This window comes from Pirellulales bacterium (genome assembly GCA_019694435.1).
Taxonomy (GTDB): Bacteria; Planctomycetota; Planctomycetia; order Pirellulales; family JAEUIK01; genus JAIBBZ01.
In genome coordinates this window covers 209805-226275 of sequence record JAIBBZ010000002.1, presented here as the reverse complement: position 1 = coordinate 226275, position 16471 = coordinate 209805, and the positions used below count along the sequence as shown (strand labels likewise).

The window sequence follows — 16471 nt, the reverse complement described above, 5'->3', positions numbered from 1 at the left end:
TAAGGTTCTGCGCGATCCGGGCCGCTCACAGCGAGCCCGTGCCCGGATCGATCTGCGTCTTGAGCTTGCTCCAGGCCGGCGGCTCGGCACCGGCCGCTCCCCCGACGTCGAACACACCCAGCAGCTTCATGGTAAAGACAAAGTTCTTCGGCTCGAACAGGTTTCGCAATCGCTGGCTGTCGTCGAGGTGGGCGAAGACGATTTCGACCTCGCCCTGCAACCGCTCGCCCACGTGGCTCGTGCACGACACGATCGCCCCGTCCTCTTTGATGTCCTCGATCGTGGCCTCGTAGATCAGCGTGTCGCCCGGCACCGCGGCAAAGTGGAACACGGCCTTAGGCACCTTGGCCAGGATCACTTTCTCCTCGAACTGGCTGTGCTCGCCGACGAGAATGCCGCCGGTTTGAGCCAACCCCTCGATGATCAAGGTGTTGGGCATCACCGGAAATCCGGGAAAGTGGTCGTGCAAGTGCTCCTCGGCCAAGGACAGATTCTTGATCGCCTTGGCGCGACGGCCGCTCTCGAACTCGATGAACTTGTCGATCCAGATCCAACGCATGGTTCGCTCAACTTGCCGGCGGGCCGGTCTTCACAATCATCGCCCCAGGGGGCCGGGGCGCTGGCCAGCCGCGTTAACCGACTTTCGTCGCCAGGTACTTGCAGATCGTCTCGACCGTGAACAGGTTCTGAAACGCGTCGCGGCGCGGGTCCTTGGCAAACTCGGTCAGGTTGGCAAACGGCATCCGCTTGCGCAGCTCGTCGAGACCCGCCTCGGTAAACTTGCCGTCTTTGACATATTGCGCGTCGGTCAGGATGTTCTCGGGAAACAGTTCGCCGCGCGGAATCTTGATGCCGAAGGCCTTTTCGAGCCGGAACACGATGTCGAGAAAATCGATGCTCTCGGCGCCCAAGTCGCCCGTCAATGTCGCGTCGGGCGTGACTTCGTCTTCGTCGACCCCCAGGGCGTCGACCAGGGCCGTCTTGACCTTGTCATAAATTTCTTCGGTGGTGGGCATGGCTCGTAAGTCTCCTCAAAGTTGGGGGGAATGAATCGTTCACGCCGCCGCCCGCGGTCGCTGCACCGCTGGGAATCTCGTCGGCGTGGATGTCTTGTTGGGCGTGAATCCGCCTCGCGTTGTTACAGTTCGGGGATTCGCGGAGGACGACAGGGCGCAAGCCGCCCGTCGCGCGGCCGCGGCTAGTGACCCAGGCTGAGCCCCCCGTCGATGCGGATGACCTGGCCGGTGATGTAGCTGGCCGCGTCACTGGCCAGAAACGCGACCAGCGCGGCGACTTCTTCCGGCCGGCCCACCCGGCGCAGCGGAATCGCTTGCTTGACCAGGTCGGGCGCCAGGTTGCGCACCGCTTCGCTCATTTCGGTCTCGATCATGCCCGGCGCGACGGCATTCACACGCACCTTGCGGGCGGCGACTTCCTTGGCCAGGCAGCGCGTCATCCCGTCGATCGCGCCCTTGCTGGCCGCATAGTTCACCTGGCCGCGGTTGCCGAATTCGCTGGCCACGCTGGACAGGTTGACGATGCTGCCCGAGCGGTTGGCCAGCATGGGCCGGACCGCCGCGTGGCAATAGTTGTAGGTTCCGTGCAGATTGGTCGCGATCACGTCGTGCCATTGCTCGTCGGTCATCGCGGCAAACAGGCCGTCGCGAATGACGCCGGCCGAATTGACGAGGATGTCGAGCCGATTCCACTGCTCGGCCAATTGGTCGACCAAGGTTTGAGCGCGCTGCGCGTCGCGGACGTCGGCCTGATGGGCCTCAACCGCATGGCCGCCCTCTCGCAGTTCGGCGACGAACGATTCGGCCGCGGCAGAATTGCTGTGATAGACGATCGCTACCTGGCATCCGGCCCGGGCCAAAGCCACGGCGCAGGCGCGGCCGATTCCCCGGCTGCCGCCGGTCACAATCGCCGTCTTGCCTTGGAGGTCGGGTACCACGGACATGCTTCAACGCCAATGCCGGTTCACGACGCGACGCGCCTCAAGAGGCTGCGGCCGCGGCGTCTTTCCAGAGCAACGCGAACAACTCGCGCAGCTTTTGTTTCACCACCACGTCGGCCACGGCTTTTTCGGGGTCGCTGTCGGCGAGGTTGTAGCGCCGCAGTACCAGCCGCGCCGAGACCGTCTTGATCTCGCCCACGCTCCCCTCGGCTTTTAAACGCGTCTCGCCGGGAGCCATGTCAGTGATCTCCGCCGAAACGGTGAGCACTTGCCCCGGCTCGACGAAATTGCCGTACTTGACGTTCCGCGCCTCTTTCAGCTCGACGACGCTGTGGGCAAAGTCTTCGCTTGCGCGAATCAGCCACGCACTGGCCTGGGTGAGTGCCTCGAGCATCATCACCCCAGGCATGACCGGAAAACCGGGAAAGTGGTCCGCGAGGTACTCCTCGGCCATCGACAGGTTCTTGACCGCTTTGATGCGGCTGCCTGGCTGTAACTCGATGACCCGGTCAATCAGCGTAAAGCGCATGGTTCAAAATTCGTGGCGAGAGTGAGCGCTTCGGCTGGACGACTCGTTCGCAGACGGCTCAGGACGCCGAAGTATACTGGCACCCCCGATGCCCAACAACACGTCGCCAACCGCAGGGTCGCGCACTGTAAACGTTTATCTCGTGGAAGGTTAGTGACCGCCCGACGGCCCTGTCGGCTCGAAGCCAATCGCCGTGGGCGTCTCTCTTGCGAAGCGCAAGACGGCGATACCGCGCTACGGCGACGACCGAAGCGCAGCCCGCAGAGGGTTCCCGGACTGCCAAATTGACACCTGTCCCAAGTGCATGAAACACGCCTGCCAAAATGGCAAGAACGACTCGCCGACCTCGTCTGCACCAAGAGACGCAAGCAATTATCTTATAAGCAGTTACGGATCGCATCCTTCGCTCGTCGCTTTGGCACAGCCTTTGCGATTTGGCCTTGGCACACGGCCCCCAGAGCAGGGCGTTTCTCCAGCGGTCGTTCGACCGCCAAGCGCTCGCTGCGGGGCACGAATGAGCTGAGGGAGGAGTCGTCATGGTGCTGCGTCGAGTGAATTATCGGATGCCGGCCCTGTCGCAGTGGCGCGATGAAATGGACCGGTTGATGGGCGATGTGATGGGCAACGTCGCGAACTGGCCCCAGGCAGGAGCCGCGGCGCTGACGGGGACGCGCGCGTTCCCGGCCCTCAATCTCTGGGAAACCGAACACGAGCTGCGGGCCGAAGCCGAGTTGCCGGGTGTCGAGCCGGGTGACCTCGAGGTCTCGGTCGTCGGTAACGAGCTGTCGCTTCGCGGTGCGCGGACCATTCGCGAGCCGGAGGGCTCCAAGGTGCATCGGCGCGAACGCGGCGCCGGAACCTTCAGTCGCGTGGTGCGGTTACCGATCGACGTCGATGCGAACCGCGTCGAGGCGACGCTCAAGGACGGCGTGCTATCGATCGTGCTACCCAAGGCCGAGGCGGCCCGGCCGCGCAAGATTCAGGTATCGAGCAACTGACGCGCGGGGCGATGCAGACTATCGCCCTCGGCGCGAACAACCAAACATAGGAGAACGAATCATGACGCCTCATGTGGTTGCCCCACAGCAGCATGGCGAGCAGGTCGAGTCGAGCGAACGCACGCGCAGCGGGCGTTGCTACCGGCCGTTTGTCGATATCGTCGAGATGCCGCACCAGTTGCAAGTCGTGGCCGACATGCCCGGCGTGCGCACGGAAGATATCGACATCCACTTCGAAAACGGCGAGCTGACGATCCACGGTAAGGTCCAACCCCGGCAGGAAGGCGTGAACTTCCTGGCCGAGGAATTTGGCGTGGGCGATTTCTACCGCAGCTTTCGTGTCAGCGAAGAGATCGACGGCAGTCGCATCGCGGCCACCTATGCGGCGGGCGTGTTGACGCTCACCTTGCCGAAGGTCGAAGCTGCCAAGCCGCGCAAGATCGCCGTGCAGTCGGCCTAGTCCGTACCTTAGGCAACCGGCACTGGGGCCGCCGTGGCCACATGGCGACGCGCGGCCCGCGGTCGATCGTTTCAGGAGGGGGAGTTTTCCATCATGACACTGATTCCTTGGCGCAATAAGTTCACCTCGGGCGGCGACATTTCACCCTTGGGCGACCTGGGGAAAGAAATGGACCGTATGTTCGCCTCGCTGGTCCGCAACCCGCTCGAAAACGCACTCGGCACGTTTGGCATGGCCTTTCCACCGCTCGACGTGATGGAAAGCGACGACGAAGTCACCGTTCGCGTCGAGGTGCCCGGCATCGATCCGCAGCAACTCGAAATCACCGCGACCGGCGAGTCACTGACTATTGCCGGCGAGAAGCAGGAACAGCTCACCGAGAAATCGGACAAGTACTTTCACCACGTCGAAACCCGCGCGGGGCGTTTTCGCCGCACGATCGGCCTGCCCAGCGGAGTCGACTCCCAGGACGTGACGGCCGATTACCAGCACGGCGTGCTAACCGTGCGATTGAAAAAGAAGCAGTCACCTCAGGCCGTGAAAGTGCAAATCAACGCAGGCTGATCGCGCAACAGTCCAATCGATACGAAGCCAGCCGAAAGGCAGAGGCGCGCCCGCATAGCCGGCGCGCCTCGCTTCGTTCTTGCGGCGCTGCATCTCAAGGCACAGACCCGCGCTGCACGATCGCCGCAGAAATTCGGCGGCACCTATTGCAGCGATGAGAAGGTACTTCGCAGCCCTTTCAGCTGGCCGCAGGCTGGTCGGCGGATGATGCGCCTTCCGATCCGGCCGGCGGGGTGAGCAAGACGCGATCGATGCGGGGCCCATCCATGTCGACCACTTCGAGTTCGACGCCTTGCCAGGTACAGCGATCGCCCACTTTGGGGATCCGTTCCAGCAAGTCGAGCACCAGGCCCGCCAGGGTAGAGAAACTGCGCGGCGAGGGGAGTTCGGCGTCGAGGCTCAAGCGCTCCAGCAGGTCTTCGATGTTGTACGTCCCGTCGACAAGCCAGGAGCCGTCGTCGCGGCGGACCAATTGTTGGTCCAGGTCGGGATGGTGCTCGTCGTGAATCTCGCCGATCAGTTCCTCGAGCACATCTTCGAGCGTCACCATTCCCTCGCAGCCGCCAAACTCGTCGAGCACGATGGCCAGGTGCGTGCGATGCTCTTTGAACAACATCAACAGCCGGTCGGCCGGCAGCGTCTCCGGCACAAATAGCACCGGGTGCGCCGCGCGGCGCAGATTGATCGGCACCTCGAGATAGGCGTGGCGCAGGATGTCCTTAATATGGACGAAGCCGATGATCTGGTCGAGGCTCCCCTCGTAGACCGGCAGCCGCGAATAGCCGGCCATCGCCACGGAGCCCAGCACTTCTTCCGACGGCGTGTTCACGTCGAGCCCGTCGATTTCGATCCGCGGTCGCATGATGTCGCGGACCGTGCGTTCGCCCAGGCGCAGGGCCTCCATGGCCACGCTTTGCTCGGCCTGCTCGAGCACCCCGCCGGCAGTGCCGGTCTGAATCAAATGCTCGATATCCTCGACGCTGACCTCCGGCTCGGCATGCTGGTGCATCCCGATGAGCCGCAGGACCACGTCGGTCGAAAACCCCAGCAGCCAGACGGCGGGCCGCCCGACGCGCGCCAGCAGGTCCATCGGCACCGCCACCAAGGGCGCCAAGAGATTGGCCTGACGCAGCGCGAGGCGCTTTGGTACCAACTCTCCCAGCAGCACGGTGAAGTACGTCAGCGCAATCACCACCACGCCGAAAGACAGCGGCTCGGCGTAATGGACAATCCACGGCGAATTCGACTGCCGCAGCCAGCTGGCCAGGTAACCGGCCACGCGGGCACCGCCAAAGACGCCCGTCAACGTGCCGACGAGCGTGATGCCGACCTGCACGGTGGGCAAAAACCGGTTGGGGTTCTCGGCCAAGGACAACGCCAGGCGCGCGGCGCGATGCCCTTCGTCGGCGCGTTGCCGCAGCTGGCCGCGGCGGGCGGAGATGATGGCCAACTCGGCACCGGAAAAGAACCCGTTCGCCAGAATGAGCGACAGGATGATCAGCAGTTCCCAGACAATGGACGAAATGGTCGGGGATTCCTCAAGCGAACGACGGTTTCCTAGCTCAGCACATTTCAGGGTGCAAAGCCACCCCAACCCGCCGAACGGGCTAGAGTGCGGCGCACCGAGCCGCCGGAGATTTTATCGGAAGTTCCACCGGGGAGAGAACCCAGCCGTTCAAGACGGTTGTTCGTCCCCATCGAATAGCCACCGCAACTGCCGGCCGGTCATCAACGGCGCCAGGAGCGGGACCACGCGATCGCGGAAAAACCGAGCAGAAGGGGTGTCGCCCTGGGCCAGCCGGCCGAACTGCCACGAGGCCTTGACGATTCTGGCCGTGCGGGCCCCCCGCCGCTGCTCGTAGTCTCGGAGTGCGGCGGGCCAATCGCCGCGGTGCCGCACGGCGGCGTCGGCCAGGGCGACGGCGTCCTCGATCGCCTGGCAGGCACCCTGGCCCAGGTTCGGCGTCATCGGATGAGCCGCGTCGCCCAGCAGCGTCACGCGCCCACGCCCCCAGGGTGTGCGTGGCGGCCGATCGAAAATGTCGGTCCGCAAGATCTGATCCGGCGACGATTGCGCCAAGATGCCGGGGATCGGCCGATGCCAATCGCCGAAGAGCCGCTGCAAATCGCCGACGATGTCGGCCGAGTCGCGCTGGTGCGGGGGACAAGTCTGCGTGGCAAACCAGTAGACCTGGTTGTCGCCAATCGGCACGTACCCAAACCGCCGCCCCGGTCCCCACGATTCATTGGCCTCGCCCGGCGTCACCAACTCCGCGTTGGCGCAAATCCCGCGCCAACTGGTGTAGCCGGAGTAGCGCAGCGGCTCTTCACCCCAAAGCTGTTGCCGCACGAACGAGCGCAAACCGTCGGCGCCGATGAGCGCGGCCCCCATCAGCGGCGGACCTTCGGCGCGCTGCAGCACGACGCCATGGTCGCAGTCGTCGAACCGCAGGCAATTGACTCCGGTTTCAATCGGCACGTCTCGGGCGGCGTCGAGCAGCACTTGGTGCAGCCGCGCGCGGTGAATCGCCACCGATGCCTGGCCATAGCGGGCCCCGATCGCGGCAAAATCCTGGGCCTGCAACACTCGACCCCGCGCCGTGCGAATCGTTGCCTGTTGCAAGAGACCGCTGGCCAGACGCACGGGCTCAGCCAGCTCGAGTCGCGCCAGGGCGCGCAGGGCATTGATCTGCAGCGCCAACCCGGCACCCAGGGGACGAATCTGCGGTACCTTTTCGACCACCTGGCAGGCGATGCCGGCACGATGCAGGGCAATCGCCGCCGTCAGCCCGCCGATGCCCGCGCCGACCAGGATGACCGGCAGCGATTCGCGATGTGGTGCACTCGACGCGGCGCTCAACGTGGGCGTTCCATCAACTGTTCACTTCCGACGTCGCGGGCCCGGCGAGCGAGGCCGTCGTCCGCTTGCCGCCGAGGCGGGCATCGGGATCGGCCAGGTGCGCGGTCAGCAGGGTCGTGCGCGCCTGGAGCTGTTCGAGTTCGCGCCGCGAGCGGTGCAACTGCCGGCAATGGTCTTCGACCCGGGCAAACAGCATCGCGCCCGAGTTGCCGGTCCGCCAGCTTTCGCAGACACCCAAAATCTCGCGCTGCAAACCTCGCCGCAGCCGGCCCGTGAACATCGCCAGCAGCACACCGCACCAAACCAGCAGCCAGAAGCCGGCGTGCAGGAAGAAATCGCTGCCCAGCACCGGGCTGGGCTCGGTGGCCAGCCAAGAGTCGTAGAAGAAGTTTTTGCCCGCGCGAAACAAGATCAGGACGACCATCGCGGCCAGCAGCAGTTCGTAGATCCCACGCACGGTCCAACGGGCGTGCCCCTCGGCCAGCCGGCTGATGAGCGTCTGCAGCTGCGTGGCGGTGGATTGCACAAAGGCGTTGCCAGCCATGGCGGCCTCGGCCTGCAGCGCGGCCGGCGCCGTGGCGACGCGCGGCCCGCCGGCCTCGGTGGCGTAGCCGTCGACAATGATGGCCGCCGTGCGCAACTGCGCGTCGTCCCAGGCAAGCGCCACGGCCCGGTCGGTCCCGGCCTCGGCATAGCGCCGGCGGCGATCGCGCTGCCAGGTGCGCCAGCCGGTTGCGGCTCCCCAGAGCGCCATTTGCACCGGAGTTCGCACGCGCCACAGCGCCGCGCCGCCGATCAATTGTCCAATCCCCTGATAGCCGCGCAGCACGACGGCGAACGGGCTGAAACCCCAGCGGCCGGCCACCTCGGTCAAGAGACGATCTTCCCAGAGCCGGCGATTGGCCAGCAGCTCGTCACGGGTCTGTTCGACCAATCGCGCGTTGAGCTGCGCGCGCTGCTCGGCCAGTGCCGCTTCGAGTTGCACGACCGGGGGCAGGCCCGCATCCCAGCGCTGCGCGCAGGCCGCCAGTGTCTCGTCGATCAGCTCGAGCAGGTTCGACCGCCGAATGCGTTTCGCCGCCGAACGCGCCAGGGAACCTTGCAACAATTCGACCAGGCGACCGAATTCGCCCCGGGGGGCGAGCCCCGCGCGGGCGTCGGCCAGGGCCTGCGGCGAGTCGACCAGAAACATGGCCCCCACCTCGTAATGCTCGCCCAGCACGCCGCGCCAATCTTCGCGAATGTCGCTTTCCGTGTCGGCATGAGTCTGGACGAACACCAACTTTGCGCCGGCGGCGGCCGTGGCCAGCTCGTCGAGCACCCGGGCACTGCGATACTTCTGCTGCGTCGCGGTCACGAGCAGCACGTCGCAATGCGGCAACAGCGCTCGCAGCCGTCCGAGATTCGTGGCCGCGAGCTGTTCGTCGCCCGCGGTTTCGCTCGTGTCCGGGTCGGGGCAGTCGACGAGCACCAGGTCGCGCAGGGCCGGAACGTCGCGCTGCACGACCTCGACGGCCTGAGGATCGATGCCGACCATCTCGGGAGTCACGCGCGGCTGGCAGATGAACATCGGGCGCCGCGTCGTGGGTCGCTGCCGGCCGGCGACGGTCACCTCCTCGCCAACCAGGGCATTGACCAGCGTGCTCTTGCCGGTGCCGGTGCCGCCGAGCGTCGCCACGATCAGCGGGGCTTCCAAACGCACTCGCAGGTGATCGGCCCGTTGCGCTAGACGCTGCGTGAGAATCTCACAGGCCCGCGACGCGGGCCAATCGGGCAGATGTTCGCTCCAGCGCCGCACGTCGCCCAACAGGGCCTCGACATCGGCCAGCAGGTCGAAATCTTCGGTGCGCAGAGCCACTTCGCGTTGCGTCCGGTGTGCTCGAATTCCAAGGGTCTGCCCCAGGTAACTTTAGCATAACGCGTCGGCCGAGCACCGGGCAGCAGGGCAGCGTTCACCGTTGCCAGGCCAGCCAACGCCGAAACAGCCCCGCGACGCGCGGCGTCAGGCGCGTCCGCTGGTAGCTGTCGGCGATCCGTTTGAGCACTTCGACCTGCGTGGGATAGCAGTGGATCGTTTCGCTCAACGCGGCCAGCGAGAGGCTCTTGGTCATCAGCAAACTGACCTCGCCGATCATCTCGCCGGCATGCCGCGCGACGATCGTGGCCCCGACCACCTGGCCTCTGCCGCGCCGGGTGTGCACGACGGCAAAGCCGCGTGTGTCGCCGTCGAGAATCGCGCGATCGACGCTCGCCAGGTCGGCTCGGTAACTGTCGATCGCCAGGTTTCGCTCGGCCGCTTCGCGCGGAGTCAGACCGACGTGCGCCACCTCGGGATCGGTGTAGGTGCATCGCGGTACGACCAGCGCGCTCAGCCGGGCGCGCCCGAAGAACAGCGCGTTGCGCAGACAGGCGCGGGCCATCGCGTCGGCGGCATGCGTGAATTGGTAGCTGCCTGCCACGTCGCCGGCGGCGTAGATCCGCGGATTGGTCGTGCGCAGAAAATCATCGATCTGCACGCCGCGTGCGTCGAACTGTACGCCGGCGGCCTCGAGACCGAGGTCTTCGACGTTCGCCTGCCGGCCGGCGCCGACGAGAATCGCATCGGCTACGAGTTCGTGCGTCTCCGCTCCCGCGCGAATCTTCAACAGCCTATCGTCGCCCGATCGTCGAGCTTCGAGCGTCTCGGCGCCGAGATAGACCTGAATGCCCTCGCGTCGCAACTGGTCGAGCACCACCTGCGCCGCCGCCGGATCTTCGCGATGCAGGATCGTCGGTGCACGTTGCACAAGCGACACCTCGCTGCCGAAGCGGCGAAACGCCTGGGCCAACTCGCAGCCGATCGGTCCTGCGCCCACGACAATCAGGCGCCGCGGCAGCTCAACCAGTGAGAAGACGGTTTCGTTGGTCAGATAGCCCGTGGCCACCAACCCGGGAATCGCCGGCACAGCGGCCCGCGCTCCGGTGGCAACGACGGCGCGCGTAAAACGCAGCGTCTGACCGCCAACCTCCAAACGATCGGGACCCGTGAACCGCGCCGCGCCGAGATGGACGTCGACTCCCAGGCCGGCGAACCGTTGGGCCGAGTCGTGATGGCTGATGCCAGCCCGCAGGCGGCGCATGCGCTCCATGACGGCTGCAAAGTCGATCGTCGGCGGGGCGGCGCGCGTGCCGAATTCGTCGAGCTGCTGGGCGTCGTAAAAGGCCCGCGCCGCGCGAATCAGGGCCTTGCTGGGCACGCAGCCGTAGTTGAGACAATCGCCGCCGAGCAGGTGTTTTTCGACCAGGGCGGCGCGGCCGCCGAGCCCCGCCGCACCGAGCGCCGAGATGATGCCCGCGGTCCCACCGCCGACGGCGACCAGGTTATAAGTCCCCGCGGTGCGGGGATTCTGCCAGTCGGACGGATGTGCATGGGCCAGCAGCGTGGCGTTGTGCGCGTCGCGCGGAAGAACTTCGAACATGGCGTCGCGGGGCTCCTGCGAACGGGGACGATGCCGCCTTCGATGCGGCAGCCTCGCGCGCGGTCACAGCTCACGCCGCGGCCCCTGGGCCATGTGCGGCGACCAGCCCGATGGGCCAGGCGGTCATCACTCGCGCGCGGCGCGGCGCGGGTCGCGGGCCAACTTTTCATATTTGCGCGCGTTGGCTCGATCGCCCAACTGCGTGTGCATATTGGCCAGATTGCCATAGGGCACTGCGAGCGCCGACGCGTTGAGCTCGCCCGAGCCGACCGCCTGCTCCATCAGTTCGGCGCCCTGTAGGGTGTACTTCAGCGCGTCGTCGGCCCGACCGACCTCCCAGAGCGAGACGGCCATGCTGACCATGGCCTCGCCGTGTCGGCCCAAATCGACCGCTGCGCCGGGCGGAAGCGTGCCCGTCAACCGCGGCAAGGCCTTGTCGTACCACTCGACGGCCGTGAGATGGTCCTGGACATGTACGGCATAGATCGAGCCGAGGCGAAAATACAGCCGCCCCAGCAAGTAATCCTGCGTTGCCTCGGGCTCGCGGTCGGCCAGCGCGGCTTCCATGTGTTTGACGGCCAATTGGCCGAATTCCAGAGCGGCTTCCTGCTCGCCGCGCATCTGGGCAATTTGCAGACTGTCGTAAAGCGCCCGCCCGAGCTGCCATTGCACGCGCTGGTTGAAGATCGGGTCGCGCGAGCCGGCCAGCAGATGCTTGGCGGCCGTCGTGGCCTGGCTGGTCCAATTGCCAACCTGTGCGTCTTGCTGCAACCCGACGATGGCCGACAGTGCGGCGCGGGCGATGTGGAGTTGAAATTCGAGTGCCTGGGCCTCGGTTAGTTCGCTGGCCTCGACGTAGGCCATCGCGCGATCGAGCCACATCGTGGCCACATTGGACTTGCGCTGCCAGTTGCCCCAGGCCACGTCGTAGGCGGCGCCCAGATGCCCGTCGATCAAGGCCCGCAGCGCCTCGTCGCGCGCCGCCTGGCGCTCATGCGTCAACAGCGGCTCGGCCGCCTTGATGGCTTGCAGATGGTAGTCGATCGCCTGTTGAAAATTCTTCTCGGTCGCCGCGGCCTGCAAGTCGCCCAACTGGGCAAACGCCCGGGCTCGTATCTCCGGCGCCTGACCGGCGAGCTTGACGGCGATCTTGGTCTGCTTCACGGCCGTCGGATTGTCGCCCAGGTGGGCATGGGCCAGGCCCAGCAGTAGATGCGCGAAAGGTTCCTGAGGCTCGCGTTGCGACGCGGCTTGCGCGGCCTCGAGACACTCGGTCCAACGACCGGCGTCGGCCAGCACCCGGGCTCGCAGCCGCAGCGCCTTGGCCTGTCTCGGATCGAGCTTCAGGGCCTGGTCGAGGTCGTCGAGTGCCGCGCTCGGTTCGAGTTCGAGCCGATCCTCGGCCCGGGCCGCGAACAGTTCGGGAGCCACCGGCTCGAGAATCACCTGAACCACGCGAGGCGTATCCGCGTCGCCGTCAAAGCTGAGCAGCACGCCGCGCTCGGGATAGGCCTGGCCGAGCGGATCGCCCAATTCATCGCGTACCAGCGCGGGCACGACGTCGGTCAGCCCCAACTGGCGCTCGACTTCGTCGGCCGGAAAGGGCTCTGCCAGGTTGATGACGATGGCTTCGACCCGCCGCTCGAAGATCGTGATGACCACGCTCGGGAACGGTTCGATTTCGTAGTTCCATTGCTCTTCGCCGTCGCTTTGGCGCTCGACATTCTTGGGACGACCCCAGAGTTTCTCCACGTCGGCCACGAACGACTCGCCCGGCCGTAACCCATTGAATTCGGCCACCTCGACCTGGACGCGCTCGACCGCCTCCGAGCTGCCGGATTGCATCGGATCCGCTTCGTCGCCGGAGGCGTCGTCGGCCGACTCGCCCGAGCGAGAAGTCTTGGCACCGCGCGCCGGCAAGGGGCTGCCAAGCGCCGGCGGCGCGTCGTCGGGCAGGGCATCGCTGGCAGCGTCTTCCGCCAGGCCTTCTTCGTCGGCCGGCGTTTCATCGGCCATTTCCGGTTCGGCTTCGGCGTCGGCAGATGTCGGCTCGGGATCGGCCAAAGTCGGTTCGTCGTCGGCCGTTGGCTCCTCGGCATCGGCCGGCGGTTCTTCGAGCAGTTCGTCGTCGCCCAGCAGCGGCGCATCGAGGGGATCGCTCGCATCATCTTCGGCGACCGCCGCATCATCCTCGGCGGGCGTTTGGCCGCCGGCCCAACGCGGCGAGAACAACACCAACGACAGCGCCAGCAACAGCCAGAGCAAGCGCGACGCGAAGAGGCCAGATTGGCTGAGGGCAACGCCGCGCATCGCAAGTTCCTCCTGAACGAGCGGGGGACGCAGCTCGCGCGCGTCCCGGTCGATATCTCAAGTGAGACGATAGGCGGGTGCACCATCCATGGGCCCGGCCGCATACCGCGCAGTCATTTCGGAAAAGCGGCGTAGTTTAGGCACGTTCAAGTGCGCGCGTCCAGACGAGATCGTTCGCGCGTGGCCGGCTGGAACTGCTAGCAACCAACCACATCGCGCAAGTCCAGGCGTGCGGCCTGCGGCTGATTCTCGGCCAGCCGGTCGAGCGCCGCTTGCAGCCCTGCCTGCTGGCGCTCGGTAAATGGAATCCCCGCTCGCTCGTAGGGCGACGCGCCGACCAGCCGTTCGACCAGGGCGCGGCCCAGACGATCGAGCCCCTGGCCCGTTTGCGCGCTGACTGCCAAAGTGCCAGCGGGCACGATTTGATTGCCGGACAAGAGATCGATCTTGTTGGCAACGGTGAGCAGGGGGACCGAAACCGCCGGAGCGGGCGGCGGCGACCCAGCGGTGCTGTCCCAAAGCCAGACGACCAGGTCGGCACGCGCCAATTCGTCCGCGGCACGGGCCACACCCGCGGCCTCGATCGGGTCGGACGTCGAGCGCAGGCCAGCCGTGTCGACCAGCTCGATCGGCCAGCCGTCCCAGGCGATGTGCGCAGTGACCGCATCGCGCGTGGTGCCGGGCTGGTCAAAGACGATCGCCCGATCGAACCCGACCAACGCGTTGAGCAAGCTGCTCTTGCCAGCGTTGGGCGGGCCGGCCAGGACGACGCGCCAACCGTCGACCAACCGCCTGCCGAATGCCGCCCGCGCCAGCAACTCTGCGACTTGCGCTTGTGCCGCGCGGCAATCTCCACCCTCGATCGCGGCAACAACCTGTTCGATTTCTCGGGCAAGCGCACCGTGGTATTGATCGAGCAGAATAGCTGCCGTGCGCGCGGTACGACATGCGGCCAACGCCAAAAGCGCCTCGGCGGCGATGCGATCCCGCGCATCGCGAGCGACCCAAGCCTGCCAGTCGATCGCTCGCGCGCCGCCTTCGACCAGCGACTGCAAGATGGCCCGGGCGACGACGGGCCCGCCGTGGCAATGGACCTCGACCCGGTCTCGGCTAATCTGGCTGACGACGACTTCCTCTGCGAGCGCACCCGGCACGTGCGGCGCTGCAAGCGTCCAGCGGACGTAGAAAATCCGGCCCAATTCGAGCGTCGGGCAAGGGGCGCCGCCCATCGTCCGCGTCTGGCCTCTGACCAGGCGCACCGCAGCAGGACCCGCGATGGCGACCGTCGCCAGGGCTCCGCGTGCAGCGGGGGTGAGCAGCGCCGCGACCGTCTCCTGCGATTCGCCGGCGGCGAGCATGGGCCTAGCGCCCTGCGGTCAAGGCGATGCCCGAGAGCACCAGGTTGGGTGCGTGGACGGCATCGGCCGCGATTTGCGAGGCAACCGACGGCGCCGCTCCTCCGGTGAGCACGACGAGCGGGGCCTGGCCCGCGCCGGCCGCTAATTGGTTGACCAGTTCCTTGACCGCCCCGATTGCGCCCCAGTAGAGACCCGATCGCATGGCATCGACCGTGGTCTGGCCGAGGGCGCTGGGCGCGTCTTTCAGTTCTTGCATGTCGAGCTTGGGGAGCAGGTCGGTGAATTCGTGCAGCGCCCGGGCCGACATGCCGATGCCCGGCAGAATCGCGCCGCCGCAAAACGCACCATCGGCAGAAACCATGTTGACGGTGATCGCCGAGCCCAGGCTCACGACCACGGCCGGGCGGCGCCGTTCGGTCAGTTGCCGCGCGGCGACGCTGGCCAACAGGCGATCGATGCCCACCATGTCGGGTCGATCAAGCCGTACCGGCAGATCGAGATCTCCGGCGGCGAGCATCGTCAGTTGGCCCGACGCGTCGTGATCGCGAAGCCAGGCGATCAACCGCGTCGAAGCGATCAGGTTGACCGTGGCGATCCACCACGACAACTGTTGCGGATCGTACGGCGCCAACCACGACGCGAGCCCTTCGAGCGGCTCGTCGAGCGACGCCACTTCGAGCGTCCGCACGGGCTCGGGCAGACGGCCCGCCGCAGGGGTACACGCCTCGAAAATACCGAACTTCATCCGGCTGTTGCCGACGTCGACGGCCACCAGCGGCACAGACTCCTTGGGCACAGTCTGCTGGGCGCTCACACGATGGTTTCCGTGGGTGGCGGGGGAGCGAGCGACGCACCCGCACCAGGCGGGCCGCCGGCGTCGTGCGCGGGTTCGGGCGGCTCGCTGTCAGCGGCGCGCTCGACGTCGAGTTGCCGAGCAATCTCCTGGCGTAGCCGATCGAGCCCTGTGCCGGTGACGGCCGACAGCAACAACACCTCGCGCCCGGTCAACTCGGCCAATTGCTGGTGCAATTGCTCGGCGCCGGGCAGTTCGCACTTGGTAACCACCAGAATCTCCGGCCGCCGACTCAGCCGGGAGTCGTAAAGCTCGAGTTCCGCGCGAACCGTGCGGTAGTTTTCCAACGGATCGGTTTCATCGGCCGGCAGCGGCTCGACCAGGTGCACCAGGATGCCGGCCCGTTCCACGTGGCGCAAGAATTCATGGCCCAATCCCACGCCGGCATGGGCCCCTTCGATCAGCCCGGGAATGTCGGCCAGGACGCACGAACGGTCGGCGTCGAGCTGCACGATGCCCAGGTTCGGATACTTGGTCGTGAACGGATAGGCCGCGATTTCGGGCCGGGCCCGCGACAGCCGGCTCAGGAGCGTGCTCTTGCCGGCGTTCGGCTTGCCGATCAAACCGACGTCGGCGATCACCTTCAGCTCGAGCACGAGCGTGCGCGTCTCACCTTCTTCGCCCGGCGTCGTTTGTCGCGGGGCGCGGTTCGTGGCCGACTTGAAATGCGTGTTGCCTTTGCCGCCACGGCCGCCGCGGGCAATCACGACGGTTTCGCCGGGCCGTAGCAGGTCTTTGATGAGCAGTTGCGAATCGGCGTCGCGCACCACGGTGCCGGGGGGCACTTGGATCGTGAGGTCCTGGCCGTAGCGGCCGTGACAGTTGTCGCCCTGGCCGCTTTGGCCGTCGGTGGCATTCCAGTGGCGCCGCTGCGAGAGGGCATTGAGACTGTCGACGCCTTCGACGGCTTGCAAGATAACACTGCCGCCGTCGCCGCCGTCGCCGCCGTTCGGTCCGCCGCGCGGAATGTATTTCTCGCGACGAAAGCTCAGGCAGCCGTTTCCGCCGCGACCACCCTGGGCAAAGATTTTCACACGGTCAACAAACATCGCCGCCACCATCGCCCGGAGAACTGCGGACCCCGCGCGGATCGCACGAGGACATCTAAAAGAATACCGGGCCGC

General features: G+C 66.3%; 15 protein-coding genes. 3 read left to right on the top strand and 12 right to left on the bottom strand.

Features of this window, described 5'->3' with window-relative positions:
- Positions 1-25 precede the first annotated feature (25 nt).
- From K1X74_03130 to K1X74_03115, 4 genes are all read right to left on the bottom strand, one after another.
- On the bottom strand, positions 26-559 hold the full coding sequence (locus tag K1X74_03130) for a beta-hydroxyacyl-ACP dehydratase (GenBank protein ID MBX7165319.1): 534 nt from the start codon (positions 557-559) through the stop codon (positions 26-28).
- Positions 560-632: 73 nt separating this feature from the next.
- The gene (locus K1X74_03125; protein ID MBX7165318.1) at positions 633-1016 is read right to left on the bottom strand and encodes an acyl carrier protein; all 384 of its coding nucleotides are present in this window, start codon (positions 1014-1016) and stop codon (positions 633-635) included.
- Positions 1017-1198: 182 nt separating this feature from the next.
- A complete protein-coding gene (gene fabG / locus K1X74_03120; GenBank protein ID MBX7165317.1) occupies positions 1199-1960 on the bottom strand; it encodes a 3-oxoacyl-ACP reductase FabG in 762 nt (253 codons plus the stop codon).
- A gap of 37 nt (positions 1961-1997) precedes the next feature.
- Positions 1998-2486 carry a beta-hydroxyacyl-ACP dehydratase gene (locus K1X74_03115; protein MBX7165316.1) on the bottom strand — a complete coding sequence of 163 codons (489 nt, stop codon included), beginning with the start codon at positions 2484-2486 and terminating at the stop codon, positions 1998-2000.
- Positions 2487-3022: 536 nt separating this feature from the next.
- Here K1X74_03115 and K1X74_03110 point away from each other — a divergent pair.
- The 3 genes from K1X74_03110 (at position 3023) to K1X74_03100 (ending at position 4508) form a co-directional block, all read left to right on the top strand.
- Positions 3023-3484, top strand: coding sequence for an Hsp20/alpha crystallin family protein (locus K1X74_03110; GenBank protein MBX7165315.1), 462 nt, complete (start codon positions 3023-3025; stop codon positions 3482-3484).
- Between the two features lie 166 nt (positions 3485-3650).
- Positions 3651-3944, top strand: a complete 294-nt coding sequence (locus K1X74_03105; protein ID MBX7165314.1) for an Hsp20/alpha crystallin family protein — start codon at positions 3651-3653, stop codon at positions 3942-3944.
- A 93-nt stretch (positions 3945-4037) separates the two neighbouring features.
- Positions 4038-4508 carry an Hsp20/alpha crystallin family protein gene (locus K1X74_03100; protein MBX7165313.1) on the top strand — a complete coding sequence of 157 codons (471 nt, stop codon included), beginning with the start codon at positions 4038-4040 and terminating at the stop codon, positions 4506-4508.
- Positions 4509-4686: 178 nt separating this feature from the next.
- Here the strand turns inward: K1X74_03100 and K1X74_03095 are convergent, their stop codons facing one another.
- The 8 genes from K1X74_03095 to obgE form a co-directional block, all read right to left on the bottom strand.
- Complete coding sequence (locus tag K1X74_03095) at positions 4687-6102, bottom strand: hemolysin family protein (GenBank protein ID MBX7165312.1); 1416 nt, start codon at positions 6100-6102, stop codon at positions 4687-4689.
- Between the two features lie 81 nt (positions 6103-6183).
- On the bottom strand, positions 6184-7368 hold the full coding sequence (locus K1X74_03090; protein MBX7165311.1) for an FAD-dependent monooxygenase: 1185 nt from the start codon (positions 7366-7368) through the stop codon (positions 6184-6186).
- 13 nt (positions 7369-7381) lie between these two features.
- On the bottom strand, positions 7382-9226 hold the full coding sequence (locus K1X74_03085; protein MBX7165310.1) for a GTPase domain-containing protein: 1845 nt from the start codon (positions 9224-9226) through the stop codon (positions 7382-7384).
- 94 nt (positions 9227-9320) lie between these two features.
- A complete protein-coding gene (locus K1X74_03080) occupies positions 9321-10826 on the bottom strand; it encodes a mercuric reductase (protein ID MBX7165309.1) in 1506 nt (501 codons plus the stop codon).
- 126 nt (positions 10827-10952) lie between these two features.
- A complete protein-coding gene (locus K1X74_03075) occupies positions 10953-13136 on the bottom strand; it encodes a hypothetical protein (GenBank protein MBX7165308.1) in 2184 nt (727 codons plus the stop codon).
- A 197-nt stretch (positions 13137-13333) separates the two neighbouring features.
- The gene (locus K1X74_03070; protein ID MBX7165307.1) at positions 13334-14494 is read right to left on the bottom strand and encodes a 50S ribosome-binding GTPase; all 1161 of its coding nucleotides are present in this window, start codon (positions 14492-14494) and stop codon (positions 13334-13336) included.
- A 4-nt stretch (positions 14495-14498) separates the two neighbouring features.
- Positions 14499-15308, bottom strand: coding sequence for a type III pantothenate kinase (locus tag K1X74_03065; protein ID MBX7165306.1), 810 nt, complete (start codon positions 15306-15308; stop codon positions 14499-14501).
- Positions 15305-16396 (bottom strand): GTPase ObgE, encoded by a 1092-nt coding sequence (gene obgE, locus K1X74_03060; GenBank protein MBX7165305.1) that lies wholly within the window; start codon positions 16394-16396, stop codon positions 15305-15307. The genes K1X74_03065 and obgE overlap by 4 nt, the downstream gene beginning before the upstream one ends.
- Between the last annotated feature and the right edge of the window lie 75 nt (positions 16397-16471).